This window comes from Oxynema mangrovii CENA135 (genome assembly GCF_016632315.1).
Classification (GTDB): domain Bacteria; phylum Cyanobacteriota; class Cyanobacteriia; order Cyanobacteriales; family Laspinemataceae; genus Oxynema; species Oxynema aestuarii.
The window spans coordinates 3,464,167-3,486,208 of record NZ_JAEOXH010000001.1; the positions used below are offsets into that span (position 1 = coordinate 3,464,167).

General features: G+C 52.1%; 15 protein-coding genes. 8 read left to right on the forward strand and 7 right to left on the reverse strand.

Annotated features, from left to right (window positions below):
• Window positions 1-159 precede the first annotated feature (159 nt).
• Together JJD41_RS13545 and JJD41_RS13550 are read left to right on the forward strand one after the other, a co-directional pair.
• On the forward strand, window positions 160-1,176 hold the full coding sequence (locus tag JJD41_RS13545) for a hypothetical protein (protein ID WP_200666706.1): 1,017 nt from the start codon (window positions 160-162) through the stop codon (window positions 1,174-1,176).
• A 23-nt stretch (window positions 1,177-1,199) separates the two neighbouring features.
• Window positions 1,200-2,921, forward strand: a complete 1,722-nt coding sequence (locus JJD41_RS13550; RefSeq protein ID WP_200666708.1) for a hypothetical protein — start codon at window positions 1,200-1,202, stop codon at window positions 2,919-2,921.
• A 167-nt stretch (window positions 2,922-3,088) separates the two neighbouring features.
• Here JJD41_RS13550 and JJD41_RS13555 read toward each other — a convergent pair whose 3' ends face one another.
• Window positions 3,089-4,237, reverse strand: a complete 1,149-nt coding sequence (locus JJD41_RS13555) for a metallophosphoesterase family protein (protein WP_200666710.1) — start codon at window positions 4,235-4,237, stop codon at window positions 3,089-3,091.
• A 178-nt stretch (window positions 4,238-4,415) separates the two neighbouring features.
• Between JJD41_RS13555 and JJD41_RS13560 the strand changes: the two genes are divergently transcribed.
• Window positions 4,416-5,924, forward strand: a complete 1,509-nt coding sequence (locus JJD41_RS13560; protein WP_200666712.1) for a hypothetical protein — start codon at window positions 4,416-4,418, stop codon at window positions 5,922-5,924.
• Window positions 5,925-6,086: 162 nt separating this feature from the next.
• Here the strand turns inward: JJD41_RS13560 and cysK are convergent, their stop codons facing one another.
• The 3 genes from cysK to JJD41_RS13575 form a co-directional block, all read right to left on the reverse strand.
• A complete protein-coding gene (cysK, locus tag JJD41_RS13565) occupies window positions 6,087-7,043 on the reverse strand; it encodes a cysteine synthase A (protein ID WP_200666714.1) in 957 nt (318 codons plus the stop codon).
• 107 nt (window positions 7,044-7,150) lie between these two features.
• On the reverse strand, window positions 7,151-9,784 hold the full coding sequence (locus JJD41_RS13570; protein ID WP_200666716.1) for an AAA-type ATPase lid domain-containing protein: 2,634 nt from the start codon (window positions 9,782-9,784) through the stop codon (window positions 7,151-7,153).
• Between the two features lie 549 nt (window positions 9,785-10,333).
• Window positions 10,334-12,448: an NAD(P)/FAD-dependent oxidoreductase gene (locus JJD41_RS13575; protein ID WP_200666718.1), complete on the reverse strand. Its 2,115-nt coding sequence runs from the start codon at window positions 12,446-12,448 to the stop codon at window positions 10,334-10,336.
• A 153-nt stretch (window positions 12,449-12,601) separates the two neighbouring features.
• On the opposite strand from JJD41_RS13575, the gene JJD41_RS13580 reads away from it, so the two are divergent.
• The 3 genes from JJD41_RS13580 (at window position 12,602) to JJD41_RS13590 (ending at window position 14,807) form a co-directional block, all read left to right on the forward strand.
• Window positions 12,602-12,835, forward strand: a complete 234-nt coding sequence (locus JJD41_RS13580) for a hypothetical protein (RefSeq protein WP_168567862.1) — start codon at window positions 12,602-12,604, stop codon at window positions 12,833-12,835.
• A 93-nt stretch (window positions 12,836-12,928) separates the two neighbouring features.
• Window positions 12,929-13,483: a TRAP transporter small permease subunit gene (locus JJD41_RS13585; RefSeq protein WP_200666720.1), complete on the forward strand. Its 555-nt coding sequence runs from the start codon at window positions 12,929-12,931 to the stop codon at window positions 13,481-13,483.
• Window positions 13,467-14,807, forward strand: a complete 1,341-nt coding sequence (locus tag JJD41_RS13590) for a TRAP transporter large permease (protein WP_200666722.1) — start codon at window positions 13,467-13,469, stop codon at window positions 14,805-14,807. The genes JJD41_RS13585 and JJD41_RS13590 overlap by 17 nt, the downstream gene beginning before the upstream one ends.
• A 255-nt stretch (window positions 14,808-15,062) precedes the next feature.
• Here the strand turns inward: JJD41_RS13590 and JJD41_RS13595 are convergent, their stop codons facing one another.
• A complete protein-coding gene (locus JJD41_RS13595; RefSeq protein WP_200666724.1) occupies window positions 15,063-15,626 on the reverse strand; it encodes a hypothetical protein in 564 nt (187 codons plus the stop codon).
• 185 nt (window positions 15,627-15,811) lie between these two features.
• The gene (locus JJD41_RS13600; protein WP_200666726.1) at window positions 15,812-16,918 is read right to left on the reverse strand and encodes a TRAP transporter substrate-binding protein; all 1,107 of its coding nucleotides are present in this window, start codon (window positions 16,916-16,918) and stop codon (window positions 15,812-15,814) included.
• Between the two features lie 221 nt (window positions 16,919-17,139).
• On the opposite strand from JJD41_RS13600, the gene JJD41_RS13605 reads away from it, so the two are divergent.
• The gene (locus JJD41_RS13605) at window positions 17,140-18,003 is read left to right on the forward strand and encodes an EamA family transporter (RefSeq protein WP_200666728.1); all 864 of its coding nucleotides are present in this window, start codon (window positions 17,140-17,142) and stop codon (window positions 18,001-18,003) included.
• Window positions 18,004-18,272: 269 nt separating this feature from the next.
• Here JJD41_RS13605 and JJD41_RS13610 read toward each other — a convergent pair whose 3' ends face one another.
• A complete protein-coding gene (locus tag JJD41_RS13610) occupies window positions 18,273-18,758 on the reverse strand; it encodes a GNAT family N-acetyltransferase (protein ID WP_200666730.1) in 486 nt (161 codons plus the stop codon).
• Between the two features lie 833 nt (window positions 18,759-19,591).
• Here JJD41_RS13610 and JJD41_RS13615 point away from each other — a divergent pair.
• Complete coding sequence (locus tag JJD41_RS13615; RefSeq protein ID WP_200666732.1) at window positions 19,592-21,910, forward strand: GAF domain-containing sensor histidine kinase; 2,319 nt, start codon at window positions 19,592-19,594, stop codon at window positions 21,908-21,910.
• Window positions 21,911-22,042: the final 132 nt, after the last annotated feature.

Sequence of the window (22,042 nt, forward strand, 5' to 3'; positions counted from 1 at the left end):
TCGCGATTGAGGGTTGTTTTTGGCCTTGCCGTTGCCCCAGCAACCGGGCGATCGGGTTCAAAAGACGACACAAAAGCGGATAGACCTCGCTCCCCTCCGTGCCCTGTCTTCAACGAGAACAAACCTTGTAGACCCCATCATCTCCCGAGTCACACTGTTATGAAGCAACACCTCTCGCCGATCGCCATTGCCTCCCTCATCCTGTCATTGGGGCCGTTCGGGTTCACTTCATCGGTTTTCGCCGGAGAACTCAGACCCAGCGACCATGACAAGATCGCCGAAACTTGTCAGGCGTGCCAGCTTGAAGGAGCGATCCTAGCAGAACAGACGGCTTTCGGTATCTCACCAGAATTTTCGGGCGGCGATCGCGCCAATCCGGAGAATTTAGAAGCCCAGACTCAAGACTCCCCTCCCGAAAATCCGCCCACCGCCCAACAAATCGAACAAAGAACCAGCCAACTGCAACAACGGCTGCAAGTTTTACAAAGCAACCCTTTACAACAAATCTATCTCGGCGCCCCCGGCACCAGTTCCAACACCCCCACCGCTTACGGAGGGAGCTTGGGAAGCGTCGGCGTCGGTTTTAGCTATCAAGAACGAACCCGCTACACCGATAAAAACGACGGCACCGCCGGACTCGTCTTCAGTCTCGGCAACCCGCAAACTGCCGTCGGTTTCGATGTCGGCGTCACCTTACTCGACCTGTCCGATTGGGGCGATCGCGGCTCGTTTAACTTCAAACTCCACAAAGCCCTCCCCCAAGATTTTGCCGTCGCCGTCGGCATCGAAAACGCCCTGATCTGGGGATTTTCCGACGCCGACACCAGCACCTACGCCGTCGGAAGCAAGCGTTTTCGGCTCAAAGAAAGCAGCCAAGACCCCTTCAGTCGCCTATCGGTCTCCCTCGGCGTCGGTAACGGCAGATTTCGCACCGAAGACCAAGTTCAAGACGACGAAGGCAGCATCGGCGTCTTTGGCAGCGTCGCCCTTCAAATTCTCCCGGCGGCGAGTACCTTCGTCGAATGGACCGGACAAGATTTGAACCTCGGCGCCTCGATCGCCCCCTTTCGCGACTTCCCCGTCGTGATTACCCCCACCTTGAGCGACGTCACCGGAACGGCGGGGGATGGAACCCGCTTTACCATCGGCGTCGGTTACGGATTATCCCTGTTTTAAACCCTAGCGTGAGGATCTCCAAAGTGAAATTAGTTTACGAACTACTTAAAAAAGGCTTGTGTGTCGGGATTCCCCTCGGTCTGTCCTTCGGTGTCAGTCTCGCCGTACCGAGCCCAAGCGTAGCCCAAAACCAATCCGACTCCACCGGACCGATTCCCGGACTGCCCCCCGGTCTGCAAAGGGACGAACTGCCCCCCGGTTTGCAACGGGACGAACTGCCCCCCGGTTTAATTCGGATTATTGAAAGCGGACGCTTTATCACCAACCAGTCCGACGTCACCGGACCGATTGTCGGCCCGGGAACGAACCAATCCGACATCACTGGAGGCGGCGGTATTATCATCGTGCGCCGACTCGTCATCCGCCTGACCACTGCCGGGTTTATCGACCCCTTAAACGCCGGATTGCAAGTGCTAGAAAGCAGCACGACGACGACCACGACGACGACCACCACCGTCACTGAAACCATCACGCCGGAACAACCCCCCGCCCTCGAAACGGTGGAAACGCAACCCGTAGAAACTCCGGTGGAGGTTGCCGAAACTCCCGAAACCGTGGAGACCCCCGAAGCAAGGGAGCCAGTGGCGACCAATCAATCCGACATTACGGGAGTTTCCTTACCGACGGCCCAAAGCACCACAGTTCCCATCGACGTGCAACCGTTGTTCTCGCCGATGGTGCTGATGGTACCGTCGAATCGCAATAGTATTTCGACCAACAATTCCGCCTTTGCCAATCTGTTACTCGACAGTTTCTTAAGTCAACTGAGCTTCTCGCGCTTGCGGGTGGTCAGTATGGGCAATAGCGCCCGGATTATCATGTCCTTCAACGGACGGCGGGTGATTATTGCCTTAGCGGGGGTGGCGATGGGTTCGACCCAAGATTTCCCGGTGATGCCTGCTTCCAGCCGACCGGGGAGCTTCCGATTTGTCGGCGTCGTCAGTGGCGTCTGGGTCGATCCGCCGACTTCCGAAGGGTTCCACTACGAAATGGAATCGGATTCTTTGTTTACCGAGATTATGGACTTCCCCACCGGGTTTGACGGTAAATTTACCGTGTCTTCCGGCGGTCGCGTCTTGGGCGAATTCGGCCCGGGAGAAAGTGTAGACTTTAGCGATTTTCCCGGCGGTGGGGTAAAAGAGTTTACGATTACGGGGATCGATCCGCTTGCGGATCCGGCAGATCCGATGGCCTTCCCGTTACAAGTGGCGTTTAATACGGAAAAAGCAGATTTCAGCATGGCGGCGATCGAAAAGATTGAAAGCTTGCCCGAAGCTGAAACGGCGACGACGGATCCCGGACCGTTTGAAATTGCGGTGGTGACGCCGGATGAAACGGTGAACTTGGAACCGGGGGCGATCGCTACTTCCTTGGAAGCTCAAGCGGACATGCTGACCGGATCGGGAGCGAATTGGAGTCCGGTACAGTTAGAAGCTTTTGAAAATGCCGTTGCTGCGGTCCGTTCCGACCTGGACATGATGTCGGGCAATTTTGAAGGCTTGTTTACTCGCGAAACGGGCATCAATACCAGCCGCTTGAATCCGACGATGGCTTCGGTCGAGAGCTTGCAACAGTCCTTAAGTTCCCTGGTCGAACAGGTGAATGCGATTCCCGGGAAGACCGATCCCGATCGCGCCGCCGCCGTCGGTCAAATGTTACAAGATATCGAATCGATGACGTTGTTACTCGAAGCGATGAATCCGATGCTCGACGATTTGAGCGAGGCGATCGCCACGGCGCGATAGTCTGGAATTTCGGAGGGAATCACGGAGTGGGGAGTAGGCAAGAGGCAGCAGTTTCCCACTCTCCCACTCTCCCAATCTCCCAAGCTCAAATCTCACCCAATCTCCCAAGCTCAAATCTCAAATCCCTTGACCAGGCAGTACCTCCATCGGCGGTACTGCCTGGTTTTTCAGCCGTGGGAACGACGGGGTTGGCGATCGAGCAATAGGGTTGCATGATTGTCGATCGCCCCTAAAGATCGATGGGATTCGACGCCGGGAATATGAGTGTTGTTCGCACTAAATTTTTGGAAAAAACGACGCACTGCCGGGGGAAAATCGGGGAAGTCCACCACTGCATCGCCCCGCGCGATATCCGCCCAAAAATAACGTAAATGGGGGGCGAGTCGTTCGGCTTCGTGAGCGGGTAAGTTTAATGGCGGTTCTGTTAATAAACGAATCATAAACGGTCGGGAGCGATCGCCCATCCATTCGCGACCGATCTGACTCAAATTCGGCCAGTCTGGCAAGGTTTCGACCCGATGGGACTCGATTTTGAGCGAACACGAACCGCGATCGTCCTGGGTCAGTTCGAAAATCCGATAGGGATGGGGATAGCTGACTAAGGATCCGGTGGTGATGTCGTAAATGCGATCGCTATAGGCAAGATCTTGCACGTGGAGGTGACCCGTGAATACCACTTGCACCCCCGCCGCCCGTAGCATTTCCAAGAGAACGGGGGCATTTTCTAACATGTAGCGCCGTCCCATGGGATGTTTGGACTGGTTGGGCAAATGTTCGATAACATTGTGGTGAATGAGGACGAACACCAGTTCGCCGTCGAGGCGATCGAGGATCCCTTGCAACCAGTGGAGTTGTTCGTCGTCGAGGCGTCCGACTTGTTTCCCGTGGGAATTAAATTGATTGGAATTGAGGGCGATCGCGCGTAGTCCCGGCGCTAATTCGCGGGTGTAGTAGAGGCGATCGCTCGAATCGTATCCCTGTTGGCGATAGTAACTGGGAAAATCGGCCCAGGCGATCGATTGGCGATCGGCATTCTCTACGGGAACGTCGTGGTTACCGGGAATGACGTAAGTGGGAAAAGGCAAGCGGCTGAGGCGATCGGCCAACCACCGATGGTTTTCCGGTTCGCCATGTTGGGTTAAGTCTCCTGGTAATAACAGAAAATCGAGATCGAGTTCGAGAAAATGCTCAAAAACTCGTTCGAGAGCCGGGATACTAATCTCCGACAGATGAAACCGATTGGGCGCATCCCAGATCGTATGCTCTAGGGCGACATGGGGATCGCTGACAACCCCAAAACGAATGTTGAGACTCATACTCACTAATCTACAACAATGGCGATCGATTTGGGATTTTAGATTTTAGATTTTAGATTATTCCCGATCGCCGACTCCCTACTCCCTCCAACAAAGCCCTGAAATTTTCGATAAACTATTGGCAAAGCGAACGCGAGCGAGTCGTAGTAACGCGCCGTCCTACATCCGAGTCAAACCGATGAGTGAAGCTGAAACCCCCAAAAACCAGAATTTACCCGAACCGAGCGAATCGATCGCCCCGTCGGAGCTTCCTGCTTCGGAGCAAGGAACTCCCGATCCTTCGGAAACGCCACCCACGGAATCGAGTGAAAATCGCGATGACAGTTGGGAAACGGTGGACTTTCCCGGTGCGCTCAGTATTAAAGCGTTAGAGGAACAAAGCCAGGAAAGCGAGCAACCGAAGGCGGAATCGAAAGCGAAGCCACCGGAAAAAGCGGTCGAGAAGTTGATGGCGGGGGCGCGAGATGCGGTCATCGAACGGCTGACCCAGGACAATCGGGAGCTCGACGGACGGATCGAACAACTCGAAACGGTATTGCAAGAGTGCCGTCAGTCGTTGCAACAGCAGCGATCGCGCGCGATATCCCAGCAAAATTTATTAGAACAACGCAACGAAGAACTGCAAGGCACCCGGGAACAAATCGCCCATTTAGGCAAAGAACTCGAAACGTTGCACCAACTGAGCGAAAAACAACAAGGAACGATCGCCGGACTGTCACAACAGTTACAAAGGTCTCAAGAACGGTTGGCGCAAATGGAACGAGAATGCGCGTTAACCCAAGAACGCTATAACGAACAGTCCCAAGTTCTCTATCAAACAGAAACTGTCTGTCGGGAACTGCGATCGCGCCTGCAACGCCAGCAACGCCATACTTTACAATTCAAAGCAGCTTTAGAAAAGTGCCTCGACGTTCCCGGCGAAAAAGCCAAAATTTTAGAACAGTTACAAGACACTTCCCCCCCAGAATTGGAGTTAGAAGAACCTTCCGTGGACATGGGGGATCGGGAAGCATCTCCGAAGGAGAAAGGAGAAAGGACTCAGGAGTATCGCCCCAAAGCGCCGATCGTGCCGAAAGCGTCGCCGATTTCGCCCTGGTCCGCCCCGACGGAAAGCACCCTGCCCCAGTCCCCGGTAAGCGGTCAGTTCACCCTCTCTCCCCTGTCTGTGGACGCCAAAGCGCCGAAAGTCACTCCCCACTTACAACCCTTGCCGCCGATCGCCGAACTGAGTTCCCTCCCCGATCGAACAGAAATGCCGACGAACCACGAGGAAAGGGTTTGGCACGATTTAGAAACCTTGATCGAGAAAAATGCACCGTCTTTAGAAGGGGAACAACCGACGATCTTGACGGCGGCCCTGCTGTCGGTGGAAACGGTGGAGCGATCGCCGCAAAGCCCCAGTGAGAGCGAACCAGCCGACCCAGCGACGACGCCGACGATCGAGGTGAAAACTGACGAGACGCCTCAGCCCGCCCCGGTGACTCCCCCACCGCCATCGCGCGGCGTTGGTGTAGGGTCTCCCCAGGAGCATCGCCCCTCAGACCCCCCCTCCGCCGGGTCTTCCGGGCGCGGAAATTGGCCCGCCCCGGTGGTTTATCCCCAGCAAAGTACCAACAAAAAACGGCGATCGCTCGCCTCGGTCGAACTGCCGAGCTTTAAAACTCCCTCCGGCAGCAAAACTGATTAATGGCGCTCCACCCTCGTTCGGCGCTGGCTTGTCGGGCTTGAGAATGGAGTTCCCCGCCCATTCAAATTCCTTGGGGAGAACTTGGCAATCGGCTGACCTAGTCTTTGAGTCCAGTGGAGAACGTCACCCTAACCTCTTCATCTATCGTCTAATTTATCAACTCTAACCCGCGACGGCGGCGAGGGATTGAGGTTGAAACATTTGGGTACTCAAATACCGTTCTCCCCCACTGGCTTGAATCGTAACAATGGTGCGATCGCGGTAGTCCGAACCCGCCCCAATCTCCAAGGCAACTGACACCACAGCCCCGGTTGAAATTCCACTCATAATGCCTTCTTTTTCTGCTAAAAGCAGACCGATTTTGTAAGCTTTTTCCTCGGTAACTTGGACAACTTCATCGATTAAATCTTGCCGTAATACATCGGGAATAAACCCTGCACCAATTCCTTGGATATCGTGAATACCCCGATTTTTGCCACTCAAGACTGCACTTGCAGTTGGTTCCACGGCAATGATTTTTAACTCTGGTTTTTTCTGTTTTAAATAATAACCTGCCCCCGTCAAAGTCCCCCCTGTCCCTACACCAACCACCAAAACATCAATCTTTCCCTCCGTATCCGCCCAAATTTCTGGCCCAGTCGTTTGGTAGTGAATTTTGGGGTTGGCGGGGTTACTAAACTGTTGGGGAGAAAAAGAATTAGGAATACTCGCCAGAAGTTCATTGGCCCGGGCGATCGCACCAGCCATGTCCAATTTGGCTGGTGTTGTGACCACCTCAGCCCCATACGCCTTTAACAATTGTTGCCGTTCCTGACTCATATTATCGGGCATCGTCAAAATCAGACGATAACCATTCGCCGCACATACCATTGCCAAACCAATACCGGTATTACCCGATGTAGCCTCAATAATTGTCGAACTCCCCCGTTGAATCAACCCCCCCTTTTCCGCTTCTTCAATCATACTAACGGCAATTCGATCCTTGATCGATCGCCCTGGGTTTAAACCTTCTAATTTTAAAATAATTTCAGCATTGCAGTGGCAATCTTGCGGCAAATGCTGCAATCTAATCAAGGGCGTATTGCCGATGACTTCATTGATACTTTTGTGGATTTTCATGATTTTTAAAATGTGGTTGTAAAAGTAAACGAGACTCAGTTTTTGGAGAACCTAAATCAACGAAAAGCTCAATCATACCCAAATTTTTAGACTTCAATATTTCACGATTAAATCAACAGGCTGTACCAGGCTATAACCATGACTACCATCAAAACAAGATGGGGAATTGTTTTAACCAGAGGACGGCGAGTAATTTTCAACAACGGAAAAATGCTAAATCCTAAAATTAACAGTAAGGTCACTCCTTGCAGAAACTGTGCTACCTCCAAACTCCACGTTAGAGTTGGTAATCCGTCCCCACTGAAACCAAATGTGCGAGCGGTAACGGATAAAATCTGACCCGCTTCGGTCATGGCTGAGGGTAAGTAATGAGCCAAGTTTCCCGCTAGTACCAGGGGGAGATAGGCATAAATGACTGTTTGATACTCCGGCATCTCTGAGTCAAAGAAGCAAGCGATTTTGTGGGCGGTATAGGTCAGAATCAGGGGAATGGATAAGATGAGGCTCACGACCGGAATGGCGATCGCCAAATGGTCGGAATCGATCGCCAAACCTCCCCAACCCAAACGGCCTAAAATCTCTTCAGAATGGTGCATAAACACCCCACCAAACAGCAACAGCAGTAGGGCAACTTCCGCCCAAAACCCTCGATGCCCTTCCAAAATATCCGCCGCCGGAAACCGAAGATTCAACTGTCCCGAACGGTTGGGACAAGCCTTAACACAAGTCATACAAAACATACAATCGCGATTATCGGGCAACTGAGCCGGATGGGAATACAAGGGACAGCCCCCCGTTGCCTGTCCCTCCGTGGGTAGAGCATCGGGAAAATTGACCGGAGTCTCATCGCTCCCCCGATAGCAGCCAAACGTCTGACATTGCGTCCCGCAAACCTGGGGCGTCGATCGCAATTCCAGCATCGCCAATTTAGCGAACATTCCATTCATTCCACCGATGGGGCATAGGTAACGACACCACAAGCGACGTTCGTAGATGACGCTACAAATAACCGCCCCCGCCGTAATCACCAGCAGCAGCCACGCCGACAGATAAGCCCGATGAGGGAGATCCCACAATTTTTCCCAGAGATAAATGGCGACAAACCCGGCCCACAGCAGCCACGCGCCCCACTTGTTCAGCCATTTCGTCGGCCAGGGTAATAACTGCCTCGGCCAGATCCACAGGGAGACGGTTCTGGCCCATTCTCCGACAATCATAAACGGACAAACGGCACACCAGAGGCGACCCACTACGGGAAATAAAAGCAGATAAAATGGCCACCACCAAGCCCAAAATAGGTTTAACACGACGTTGGCATCCCGAGTTTGGGGGCCGATAAATCCCATCACGGTAACGGGGATAAAAATCAGCATCATCGGCCACCAAATACCTTTGGGCCACCAGTCACTCAATAGAAATTGTCGCAACCCAGGAATTTGGTTGAGCAAGTCTACTCGAAAGGTGTTTTTGGCGGATTCGAGAGACCACAACACTTGTTCGGGAATGACCGACTGTCCCACGGGGGTCATGGCGATTGCCCGTTTTAAAATCCCTTCTAATTCGCCGATGTTGCCGGGATAGTCATAGCTGAGCAGGCGTCGCAAGTCAGCTCGATCGAGTTGTAGGGGGGGGCGGCCCTGTTCCCGGCAAAATTTGTCTAGGAAATGGCGGGCGAAGGCGGGGATATCCGCTTTCCGTTGCGGGAGGGTGAAGAGTTTGATGCTGTGGGCATCGATGTCGGAAAAGGGGAGCTTCTCAGGACTGGTGAGGATGAGACGCACTGAGAGGGTGGGTGAGGATTGCTCGATCGCCTGCTGCTGCATCTCAACGGGGGCGTTGGGGATGATATGTCCGGTTTTCAGGTAGTGAGCAAGTCGATCGCGATCGCCCCGCGTGAGGAGTTGGATATTATCGATCGCCAATGTTCCCCGTTCTAACAGGGCGATCGCTCCCTGGAGTCCGTCATACTGCCCAAATAAGATATCGGTGTTCGCCGCCCCCACCCCATCTAAGGGCAGTTGGGCACAGTCAATTTCGGCGAAGGGTCGATCCTTGAGTCCGGACTGACTATGAATTAGTCCTGCAATAAAGGTTTTTCCGCTTCCCGATGACCCTTGGAGGAACACGGGTTTTAAATCTCCTGCGGCCTCTTTCACCTGTTTGGCGAGTTTCTGGCTGGGTTTGCTCTCCCCAATAATGGTTTCGTCGAGCGACAGGGGGCGAACGTAGGGTTGTAACCCCTGAATACGCGCTTGTTCTTGGGCCAGACGTTGGGAAAAGCGCCGCAAATCTTGGGCTAAAAGGGTATTGATGGCACTGTTAATATCGGGATTCTCGGTTTTGAGGTCCTCGAAGCGATCGCGGGGCAAAAACCAAATTTCACTACAGGTAATTGTCTTCGCCCCAGAGCAGTAATTGTCTGTTTCTTCCCCCGCCCCGAGGGAGATGTGGCCGAACAGTTCGCCAGCGTTGCGATAGATGATATGGGTTTGACCGACGGGGGAGGCTCGATAAATTTCGACTGTCCCCCACTTGAGCAGATATAAACCTTTGGGATTGGTTTCTTGGTCGTAGATTGTGGTATCGGACTCCGCCCGCAACAGTTGCAGGGATGAGGCGATCGCGGCGATCGTCTCGGGTACTAACCTTCCCCAAATGCGATGAAAACTCAACCAGGTGATGCACTCTTCAATCTCTTGGCGATCGGGTTCGGGAGATTTGGGGAAAGTTTGCACTGTCATTTCGTATCCGGAAGAATGGACAACTCAGAGTACGGTCATCGTGATTCCCATCCTCTCTACAAGTCCAAGCTCGCACGTTTCTAGACCCATTCTCTAACCTGTTGCGATCGAGATGGCAGATCTTAGAGTTAGGAAAGAAGCGGTCAATCTCAACGGTGTTTTTCCCATCTCATCGAGCTTTGCACTTCGGCAGGCCGAGCTGATGACTATCCCCCAAGCCAGATGAGGACTGGCTTTAGCTAGGTTGGGGTAACGAACGGTCGTCCTTGTACGGTATGGTAATCGCGACCAAATATTACACTCAAACTATACTGTATTTCTTTAAAGTTTTACACCGCTCAACGAATTTATCTAAAATTTTGGGTAAGAAACTGTTGATAAAGAAAATATAAAAAAATCTAGTAGGGGTTTGGTGACCAAACCCCTATAAGGCTCCATAGACTGTCGAGAGGGTTGGGGTAACCCGATGGCTGCTATCGGTCGTTTGATGCTCCGGCGATCGCCTCCTCTCAAACATCGCTCTCAATGTTTAAGCGCCCTCGATCCCCTCTAGGAAAACTGTTCTCCGGCGGTCGATGGCGACATCGTGGGTGCATCTCGCAACGCCGATTCTTTCTCGGGACGTCCCAATCCCGACGTGAGGGCGTAACTTTGGGCGAGCAGCCAGAACCAGAGACCGGGAAAGCGTTTTTCCAGCCAGGGGCGGGAACGGCGGGTGAGGGCGGGCAACCAGCCGAACAGCCAGCCGAAGAGGGAGAGAACGGTAAACGTCAGATAACTGCCGACCCAGCGCAGCATATCTTTGGCTCCGGCGAGTTCCCAAATCCAAACGAGTAAGCTGGGATTTTGCCAAGCGGCTTTGAGGGCGAGGCGGTTGAAGGTGAACCAATCGACCCGATCTTTAATGAAGCGATCGGCGATCGCCTGCGTTTCGCTGGCTAAAATTCCAAAAAAGGTATTGAGCATGGAATTAATCCGTTGCGGGGGGATGAAACGACCCGTCGGCACCATCATCCCTTTAGAAAATAGCCAGGTGACCGCGATATTGCTCTGATAGGCGCGAATTTGGTTTAAATGGCGCGCCTGCACTAAATCGTGTTTGAGGGCGACATCGAGCAGGTGGGTGAGGCGGCCCATGTTGCGAATCAGGGAACCGAACCCGGTAAACACCAGGGGAGATTGCAACGAGGCGGCGTCGCCGATCGCGATCAGGCGATCGAAGGCCACTTGGCGATCGCCACTGCCGATACTAAAATATCCCGGAATGTAGCCGAAGGTTGCCTTTTTCCACTGCAACTTATCTAAATCGCAGCGTCGGTACTCCGGCAGAATGGTAAAAAAGTCTTCATACATTTCTAACAACGAACCGGGGTTGTCCGGGTGGACTTGATGGTAGTGAAACAGGTAGATCGTCAGGTCGTTCCCGGCGGCGGGAAACAGTTCCCAAATTAATTGTCGCCCTCGGGAAATATCGCCGTGACTGTTGAGGACGTCGCCGTAACGGGAATCCCACACCCCCGGCTCGAAACCGCTTTCGATGACGGCGCCGACGGTGGGACAAACGCTGTTAAAGGTGCGCCCGCCGTTGAGTTGCCACGCAATCGGCGAAGCGGTTCCCATGGCATCGACGAGTAAGCGTCCGGCGGCGCGGCGGATTTCCCCCGTGGGCAGGTGGGTCGAAGTAATCGCGGCACGATCGCGATCGATATCGGCGCGCTCGAATTCGGTTTCGTCCCAAATTTCGCCCCCGGCTTCGCGCAGTTTGTCGCCACACAAGCGGATGAAGCGATCGGCGTCGATCGCGATATTGAGAACCGTCGGCGTATGCAAGATCGGCGCTTTACACTGGGGCGGGTTGTTGGCGTCGAAAAACTTGTGAAAGCCGTCGATATACTCGCAAGCGATAATACTTTCAAATTCCGCCGCCGTAAATAAGCCCAAATCGATCGCACTCTGGAATTCGGCACGAGAAATATTCCACTCCCGATTCATCCGTCCGAAGGGCATTCGTTCGAGCAGTAACACCCGATAGCCGAGTCGCGCCATCACGGCGGCGTGAATGACGCCCAACGCGCCCCCGACATAGATTAAGTCGTACTTTAACTCGCACTCGTCTCCTTCAAGGGTGGTTTCCTCTCCCGGGGTGTTTTGGAAAATCACCGGGGTGGGACGTTCCGGTTGGCGGACGCTCTGGCGCCAGCGCCGTTCCCACCAGTAGACCCGGGTGAGATCGTATTCGCCGTTGGGAATCTTTTGGAAGTATTCCACCGTTAACGGGTAGTCGGCGGCCAGGGCCTCGAAAATGGACTGTCGGGACAGGTCGATTTCCGGCGGTTCCGGATAGCGGTTGGGGAACTGAGCGCGGATTTGCTCGGTCAGACTCGTCAAGATTTGTCGTTCGCCAGGTACGGGGGCGATCGCCCATCGAAACACTTTGAGATAGGTGGTTCGCTGCAGCGACCAGACGAAAATCGAGAGTTCGTCATTCGGGGCGCTTTCCTCGGTCTGGGTTGGGTTTTGACGGGAGTCTTGACAAAAGTCAATTCTTATGCCATTGTGAGTGACCCGTTTGTTGCCGGGGGTCGGCTCGAACCCGTGGTGCAACCACTGGCGGACCGCCTCTGTATCCGGCGTGGGAACTTCGATATAGAGGATTTCTTGCATGGGAATCCGATAAACTCCGATAAATCGACCAAAGAGAAGGTTGACAGGAACAGAAAGTGCGTTAAACTTCCGAATACAGAATTAAAAACCTTAAAAAAAATTAACAAAATTCTCAGATTTCTTCATCGGCGATCCCGTCGCGAGAGCTAGTTTATGAATTATCCCATTCCAACGAGTCTTGAAGAAATGATCGACCTCAGACAGCAGCCCGTGGATGAGGAATTGGTCGCCGCCGCGATCGCGGGAGTGATTAACATCGCGCGATCGCAGGGAAAATCCTTAGAAGATCTCACCGCCGAACTGCTCGCCGACGATCGCCTGCTCGATCGCGCAGTACGGCGCTGGTTGAGCGATCTGGTCAGCCGAGCCTGGCAGCAAGGGATCTAAACGGCGATCGCCACAAGCGGAAAAGCTCGCCTCAGCCCCCATTCGGCGGTAGAATACGTCATCTGCAGCCAAATCAAGGGGGAAAAGGTAGCCTTGCAGATTCTCCTAAAACTTTCTCGATGGATAAACACCTGTAACGAGTGGATCGGGCGCTTCGTCGGGTGGTTGGTCGTAGCGATGGTTCTCGTCGGCGTCTGGAACGCGATCGGGCGCTATGTCGGACGGGCGATCGGAACCAACCTCACCTCCAACGCCGCGATCGAAATCCAGTGGTATCTGTTCGATATCGTCTTCCTACTCGGAGCCGCTTACGCCCTCAAACACGACGAACACGTGCGCGTAGACGTGTTCTACAGCCGATGGTCCCCTCGCCAACAAGCCCTAATCGACTTTCTCGGCACCGTCTTATTCTTAATTCCTTTTTGCCTGTTGGTCATCTTCTTTTCCTGGAACACGATCGCCCAATCGTGGCAAATTCAGGAAATGTCCCCAGATCCCAACGGCTTACCCCGCTATCCGATTAAATCCGCCATTATTATCAGCTTCGGCTTATTGTCGCTCCAGGGAATCTCCCAAGCGATCCAATATTTTGCGATTTTCACCGGGCAGTTAGAACCGCAGGAGGAGCGCCATGAGTCTGAATTATGACTACGAATGGCTAGGCCCGATGATGTTCGCCGGGGCCTTTGTCTTCCTGGGACTGGGCTACCCCGTCGCCTTTTCCCTCGGCGGGGTGGCGATCGCCTTCGGCTTAATCGGGATGGCATTAGGGGTGTTCGAGCCGATGTTGCTCAACGCGATGCCGTTGCGCATTTTCGGGATCATGGAAAACTACACCCTCTTGGCGATTCCCTACTTCATCTTCATGGGGGCGATGCTCGAAAAATCTGGCATCGCCGAAGGTCTGCTCGAAACCATGGGGATTCTCTTCGGACGCTTGCGCGGCGGGTTAGCCCTGGCGGTGGTGATCGTCGGCGCCTTACTCGCCGCCACCACCGGAGTCGTCGCCGCCACCGTCGTAGCGATGGGCTTAATTTCCCTGCCGATCATGTTGCGCTACGGCTATAACAAAGAACTGGCAACCGGGGCGATCGCCGCCTCCGGAACCCTCGGTCAGATCGTCCCCCCGAGTATCGTCCTCGTCGTCCTCGGCGACCAACTCGGCATCTCCGTGGGCGATTTATTCATCGGTTCGATCCTTCCCGGACTGTTGATGGCGGGCGCCTTCGCCGTTCACGTCCTCGTGGTCGCCTTCCTGCGTCCGGATATGGCACCCCCCTTACCCCCGGAAGTCCGCAATATCGGCAGCCGAGCCTTGGGGTTGCGGGTGGTCAAAGCCTTGATTCCGCCGATGGTCTTGGTGTTACTCGTCCTCGGCAGTATCTTCTTCGGGATTGCCACGCCGACGGAAGCCGGAGCCTTGGGCGCCTTGGGGGCGATGTTCCTGGCGATCGCCAACCGTCAGTTTAATTTGACCTCCTTGCGTCACGTCTGCGATGTCACCCTGCGAACCAGCAGCATGGTGATGTTTATTTTATTGGGTTCGACCGCTTTTTCCCTCGTGTTTCGCGGACTCCACGGCGACAGTTTCATGTTTGACCTACTGGCCAATCTTCCCGGCGGCGAAACCGGGTTTTTATTTGTCAGTATGCTGACCGTCTTTGTGCTCGGCTTTTTTATCGACTTTTTCGAGATTGCCTTTATCGTCGTCCCTTTATTCGTTCCCGTCGCCCAACAGTTGGGAATGGATTTAGTCTGGTATGGGGTGATTTTAGGCGCCAATTTGCAAACGTCTTTCCTAACCCCACCGTTTGGCTTTGCCCTGTTTTTCTTGCGCGGGGTTGCCCCGCCAGAAGTGACGACGGGACATATTTATCGCGGGGCGATTCCGTTCGTGTTAATTCAATTATTTATTTTGGTAACGATCGTTGTCTTTCCGGGAATCGTCAGCTTTTTGCCCTCGTTGACTTAGACTTACAGCACTTACAGCACTCGGGCGTCTGATGAGGTACAGTGCCGATCCCCCTATCCCCCCTTCGCCCCCCTTTGAAAGGGGGGATTTCGGGGGGAACGAGGAAAGTAGGGGTTTGGTTACCAAACCCCTACCTGGCGAGGGGGATTTAGGGGGATCTAAATGTCTTGCATAGCAGAGGAAAATGCTATGGACGGCGATCGCGAAAGCGTCTCCCCAGGAGAATCGCGCCACGCGATCGCCGTCGCCAGGGGTTTAATGACAGTTGGGATAATCGGGTAAATTCGCCATCACGTCAGCCGAACAATGAACCATGCGGCGGTGTTGGGGAATTTTTTTGCGGAAAACAATCGGCAAAAACAGCGTTTCCGTCGGGCGATCGTCGTAAAACACCTTGACCGGAACGTTTAATTTTAAAGTATCGGGCGCACTACTGAGCCGTTGTAAGTCCAGGGTGATTAACGTGGGGTTGTGTTCCCACATATTATCGTTTGCATAGTCGATCGCCATGCCAATCGGACCGCCTAATAAAATATTTCCCCAAAACCAGCCGTTAATCTTGCGATCGATAAAGACTTGTTCCGAGCGATAATTGGGCGTATCGATGACCAATTGATAATCGCTGCCTTTATCGAGTTCGACGCGAAACGGCGTCACCAACTCCGTGGTGACATCATTGTGCAGTTTGGTCAAACTCACTTCGACGTTCTCGGGATTGGTTTCGACTTCCAACCACGACGGACCGCCATCGACAATCGACACGCAACCCGTGACCAAGAGAGATAGGCTCAGAGAGGACTGAATTAATAATCTTTTCATGGATTTTTAAGGTCAATTGATTTCGTGTTGGGAATGCCCGTTCGGGTTAACCCACATCAGTGCAAATTCCCTTCCCCATAGAATAAACGATCTCCAAGCGATCGCACCATCTTTTTAAACTCAGTGAGCTACGGGGCTTGACACCTTACCAGTGAGGACGGATTGACCGAATGCTATGGGGTCACTTACTGTCCCTTAAATGCAAAATTGGCAAAACTCAACTCGTTAATCGCATTCCACTGATAGAGGCGATCGCGAAACGCCTTCCACTGTTCGTAAACTTCCTTAAACGTCGGCTCTTGACTGGCATTTTCTTCGTACAATTCAAATGACGCAGTTTGTGCCGCTTTCATAATCTCTTCGCTAAACGGCTTGAACTGGGTTCCCCCCTCCATTAACTTCAGTAAGGTCTGACTGTTGAGATGGTCGTATTTCGCCAACATGGTCATATTGGCTTCATAAGCTGCGGTTTTAAAAATTTCTTGGTATTCTTTCGGCAATGTATCCCACTGCGATCGGTTCACCAACACTTCTAAAGTCGGACCGGGCTCCCACCAGCCGGGATAGTAATAGTACGGGGCGGCATTTTGTAAGCCGAGTTTTTCGTCATCGTAAGGGCCGACCCACTCCGCCGCATCGATCGCCCCGCGTTCTAAGGCTAAATAAATCTCTCCACCGGGTAACACTTGGACGTTGACATCTAAGCGATCCATGACTTGACCCCCCAAGCCGGGAATCCGCATTTTTAAGCCTTTGAGATCGGCGAGACTATCGATCTCTTTTTTAAACCATCCCCCCATTTGAACCCCGGTATTTCCAGCCGGGAAATTAATAATATTGAAATCGGCATAAAGTTTTTGCATCAATTCCAAACCCCCTCCTTGATACAGCCAAGCATTTTGTTGTTGACCGTTCAAACCAAAGGGGAGTGCAGTAGCAAAAGCAAACGCTGGATTTTTGCCGATGTAATAATATCCGGCAGTATGACCGCATTGGACGCTACCGCTTTGAACCGCATCTAAAACTTGCAAACCGGGGGCTAATTCTCCCGCCGCAAACGGGGTAATTTGAAAGCGTCCGTCAGTCATGGCGGCGACGCGATCGCAGACGCTTTGGGCGCCACCGAAGATCGTATCGAGGGTTTTCGGCCAACTGGTGGCCATTTGCCAGCGAATTCGGGGTAAACTGCCCGCTTGCACCCCCGGTCCGGAGGACGTGCGACCGCAGGCGACGACTGTAGTGGCGATCGCCCCTCCCATTGCCGCATTGCTGAGAAGATGTCTGCGTTTCATGTTTTTAAGAGATTGATGGTTTTAAGTTTGTAGATGCCGATCGAGTTTGAGTCTTAGCATCCAACCGACGATTCTATCAGAGAGATATGGGATTTTAGATTTTAGATTTTAGATTTTAGATTTTAGATTTTGGCCTTGAGAGATTGGATAGCGATCGCATCGGGGCGATCGCCACAGCGAAAGTCAGATAAAATATTCCCCGTCCGACGCGATGAAATTCGATGACTTGGTTAATTTTTGCTTTTCTCAATGCTTTGTTTGAATCTCTCAAGGATGTTTTTAGTAAAAAGGGATTGCGATATTGTGACGAATATCTAGTTTCTTGGGCGCTTTGGTTTTTTGCCGATTTAGTTTTACTGCCGTCCTTATTTTTTATGCCCATTCCCGAATTAAATGCTCGGTTTTGGTGGGCGTTGGCGATCGGCGGTACCCTCAATAGTATTTGTGCAGTTTTATATATTAAAGCGATTAAGCTTTCAGATTTATCAATTACCCTACCGATTGTTACGTTCACGCCGATTTTCTTATTTATCACGTCTCCGTTAATTGTCGGCGAGTTTCCCAGTGCGATCGATTTTGTCGGGGTAATGGCGATCGTCACCGGGGCTTATTTTCTCAATTTAAAACAGCGATCGCTAGGCTATTTTGCGCCATTTCGGGCGTTGATGGCCGAAAAAGGACCGCGATTGATGTTGGTGGTGGCATTTTTATGGAGTATTGCCGCTAATTTTGATAAAGTCGGTCTGGAAAATTCTTCGCCGTTGTTTTGGGTGATTTCTCTGTTTAGTTTTATTAGTGTGGTGTTGTTTCCCCTGGTGGTTTATAAATCGCGCAATTTTACTAGGAAACTGCGGCGGGGATGGCGGAGTTTGGCACTGATGGGATTGGCGTTTGCGATCGCGGTGAGTTGTCAAATGCAGGCGGTGAGTATGACGTTGGTGGTACAGGCGATCGCCATCAAAAGAACGAGCGTGTTGATGGGGGTATTGTGGGGAGCTTTGTTTTTTAAAGAAAAGGGCATTACGGAGCGCTTTCTAGGGGCGTCTATTATGATTGTAGGGGTCGTGGTGATGAGTCTTTTTTGAGTTGAAGGGTTGAAATTTTATAGGTTTAAGGTGAGGGTCGGTCGATGGGGGTTTAACGATAAAGATAAGTCAGGGCTGACCTAGACCGAGCGGAAATCGCGCCGGGGTCGATCGCGAGACGTTTAGCAGAAATAGGCTGAAATAAGCTAGACCCCTTCTATAGCCTCCATAAGTAAAAATTTTAGATACATGAAATGTATTTCACTTTTTTGGAAGGAGCGATCGAGGCTTTTTTAGGTCGTTAATTTTTTGGCGGCTTGTGCGATCGCTCAAGGGTTTAGATATTTAACGTAAACGCGATCGCAACGTGGGGTTTCTACGCCGTTCGCTTGTCGGTAGCCACTACTTTCGTAAAGGTGAATAGCTTCTGTGAGGACGCTGGCGGTTTCAATCCAGATTTGCTGGAACTGACGCCGGACGATCGCCGCTTCGAGTTGTTGCAGTAAAAAACGACCTAATCCCCGTCCTCTAACCTCGGGTAATAAATACATTTTACGAATTTCGACCGCACGATTTCCACGGGCGATCGGCGTGTAGGCGGATGTAGCGACGATCTCCCCCTCTCGTTCGATCGCCCAAAACTCGCCCCCTGCTTGCAGATAGCAGCGTTCGACCTCTAAAACATCGCGATCGGCTCCTTGGGGTTCCCACCCCAATCCATATTCTCGCAAAATGGTTTCGATAATGCGAGCGCATCGATCGCGATCCTGCGGTTGCCACGGACGAATTAAGCAGTCAAAATATGTTATTTTCACGGTCGCTGGGGGAAGGCTGAATGTAGGATAATGAGTTTAAGAAAACCTGTAAGTTTTTAACAGATTTTCTGGAATTCCCGCATCGGTCGAGAACGATTGCACAGTTGATGTCTTTCGAGCCAGTGGCGATCGATACTCGAAGGAGAGCGGAAGTTCTATCTCTGATTTTAGGGGACTTTGTATCTGTTCGGTCGATCCGATTCTTTGAATTTTTGGCGATCGACGGGAAATTTAAATTGAAGTTCTTCTAAATTTTTGGGGTTTGCTCTTACCAAGAAACTGAACCCGTTGTTAAATTGTTGCTATTACGGCCTGGAGTTAAATCGATATTTTTTGGGGGGAGAAAATTATAGAATCAAGCGGGAAGATTAAAAAGAGCTATCGGTATTTTTTCGATCGATGGCGAGATCGCGGGACAAAAAGCCGCCGGACAAAATGAGAGATCCCGCGCGGAAGCGAAGCGGCGATCGCCAAGTTTGTTCCCGTAACTGAAAAAATTTAAGATCTGCGTAATTAAAGCCATCGAAGAATTGCCAGATGACCGAAAGGATCGATCGTTTAAGTCATGGTTAAAGACCGAGATTTTCAAAATCGAAAAATCAAAGCTCAATTCATTTTAAATTTTGTTAAAAACACGAATCCCACCGAAAAACCGTATCATCGATCGCATTTAGGTCTAAAACAGGTAGAGTATCATTAATTCAGCCAGTTACCTTGATGTATTTATGAGTGGGATAAATTCTATTTTAAGAAAGCAAATTGCTCGAACGGTAATCACCTCAAAATTGAAATAACCCCCACTCCCGTAACCTCCGTAAAGGATCTTGGCTTCTATGACCAGAATCAACCTAAAAAGACTGTGTGCGAAAAAAGAGACCCAATCCTTAGTTAAGGAGATTGTCGGGGAGATCGATCCGACCCTATCGATTCGAGATCGAGAAGGGCGTTGTTTGGTCGGCAACGATCGCGACGACGATCGCGAGACGGAAGCGAAAAAATATCCAATTGAGGTTGCGGGAGAGACGATCGGATGGGCGGTCGGCGATCGCGGCGGGGCGACACTTGCTAAATTAGTTTCTCATTTAGCTCAAAAAGAATTTGAAAAGAAAACTCTCGCCAACGAAGCCCTAGATAAATATCGAGAAATCACTTTAATTTACGACCTCTCGCAAAAATTAACCGCCTCTTTGGAATTCAACGAAGTGGCCAAATTGGTCATGGATGAAGTCCAACGAATGATGCAGGCGAGTGGCGGCTGTTTGATGTTGCTCGATCCGACGGGAGCCACCTTAGAAACCGTAGCGGGATTTGGCGACGATCCGCAAGGGAGTCCCCGGGTGCAATTAGGTCGAGGAATTGTCGGCGCGGCGATCGCCAGTAGCTGCGGCGAAATCGTCAACGATGTCAGCCGCGACCCGCGCCACGGCGACACCGACCCGGAAAAGGGATCGTTGCTGTGCGTTCCCCTCAAGACCAAAGATCGGGCGATTGGCGGGATTGCGATCGCCTGCGAACAGACCGAAACCTATAAAGCCGCCGACTTAAAACGGCTGACCATGCTCGCCTCGCAGGCAGCGACGGCGATCGAAAATGCGATCCTGCACGAGCAAAAACTCGAAGAAAGTCGCCGGGAAGCACTACTTTTCCGACTGTCTAGCCAAATTCGCTACTCCTTAAACCTCGATTGGATTCTCGAAACTGCCGTCGGCGAAATTCGCACGTTGCTCGATGTCGATCGCTGCTGGTTCATGTGGTATCGGGGCGATTTTGAATCCGGAGATTGGGAAATCGTCAAAGAATCCCGCGATCGCCAGTTGGCGAGTATTTTAGGAACCTATCGGGCCGAACAGATCCAGGGGTGGCTGTCGAGTTGCGATCGAGAAGCGGTGATTCGGGCCGACGATCTCGATCGGTGCGCCGATGTCCCCGGACGTCAACTGTTTCAACACTGCGGTTTGAGCGAGATCGTGGCGTTGCCGATCCGCACGAGATCGGGGGAAATGGGGGTAGTGGTGTGCGGAAACACCAGCAAACGGCGCCCGTGGAGCGATCGCGAAGTGGAATTACTCGAAGCCGTCGCCAACCAATTAGCGATCGCCGTCGATCAAGCCCAAATGTACGCCGAAGCCGCCAACAGCGCCAAAGCCGCCCAAGCGCAAGCGGAAAAACTACAAGCGATTTTATCCGAACTTCAAGAAACCCAAGCGCAATTGATTCAAAGCGAGAAAATGTCGAGCTTGGGTCAGTTGATCGCCGGAGTCGCCCACGAAATCAACAACCCGGTTAACTTTATTTACGGGAATCTGTCCCATGCGTCTCAATACAGCCAAGATCTGATCGGTTTAATCGAGTGCTACCAAAAGCATTATCCCGATCCCCATCCGGAAGTCCAGGCCGAAATCGAAGCCGTCGATCTCGATTTTCTGGTCGAAGACCTGCCGAAAATCATCGCTTCGATGCAAGTGGGAGCCGAAAGAATCCGCCAAATCGTCTTAACCTTACGCAACTTTTCCCGTCTCGACGAAGCCCAGATGAAAGCGGTGAACCTCCACGAAGGCATCGAGAGTACGTTGCTGATCCTGCACAATCGCTTGAAAGGTAAAAATGGCCGCCCCGCGATCGAAATAGTCAAAAACTTTGACTGTTTGCCGAACGTGGAATGCTATGCCAGCCAGATGAATCAAGTGTTTATGAATATTTTGAGCAACGCGATCGACGCCCTGGAATATCACCCGCAAGAGTTGCGTAAAATTTCGATTACCACCCAGAGCGTTCGGGGGTCTAGATCGCCCGCCAACGGCGATCGCCCGGGCAGTTTCGACGGGGTGCGATCGGTCCTGATCCGCATCGCCGATAACGGACCGGGGATGAGTCCGGAAGTCAAAAATCGTTTGTTCGATCCATTTTTCACGACGAAACCCGTCGGGAAAGGAACGGGTTTGGGCTTGTCGATCAGCTATCAGATTGTGGTGGAAAAACACGGTGGCACGATCCAATGCGTTTCGCAACCGGGAGAAGGCACGGAATTCTGGATTGAAATCCCCGTCCAACCCGGTATCGTCCAGCCCAAATCGATTCAGTGGCACGCCGAAACGAGTCGCGAAAAAAAGCTGATGAGACCTGCAGCGAAGTTACAGCAGTTTATGGCGTGAAGGAGAGGGGGATTTTAGATTTTAGAATTTAGATTTTAGGTTGAGCTACAGTTTTCTAAATTCTCAATTCTGAACTCTAAGGCCCCTCAATTCCCGAGTGCCGAGTGCCGATTCCCTCCTTCCTTTTTCCCC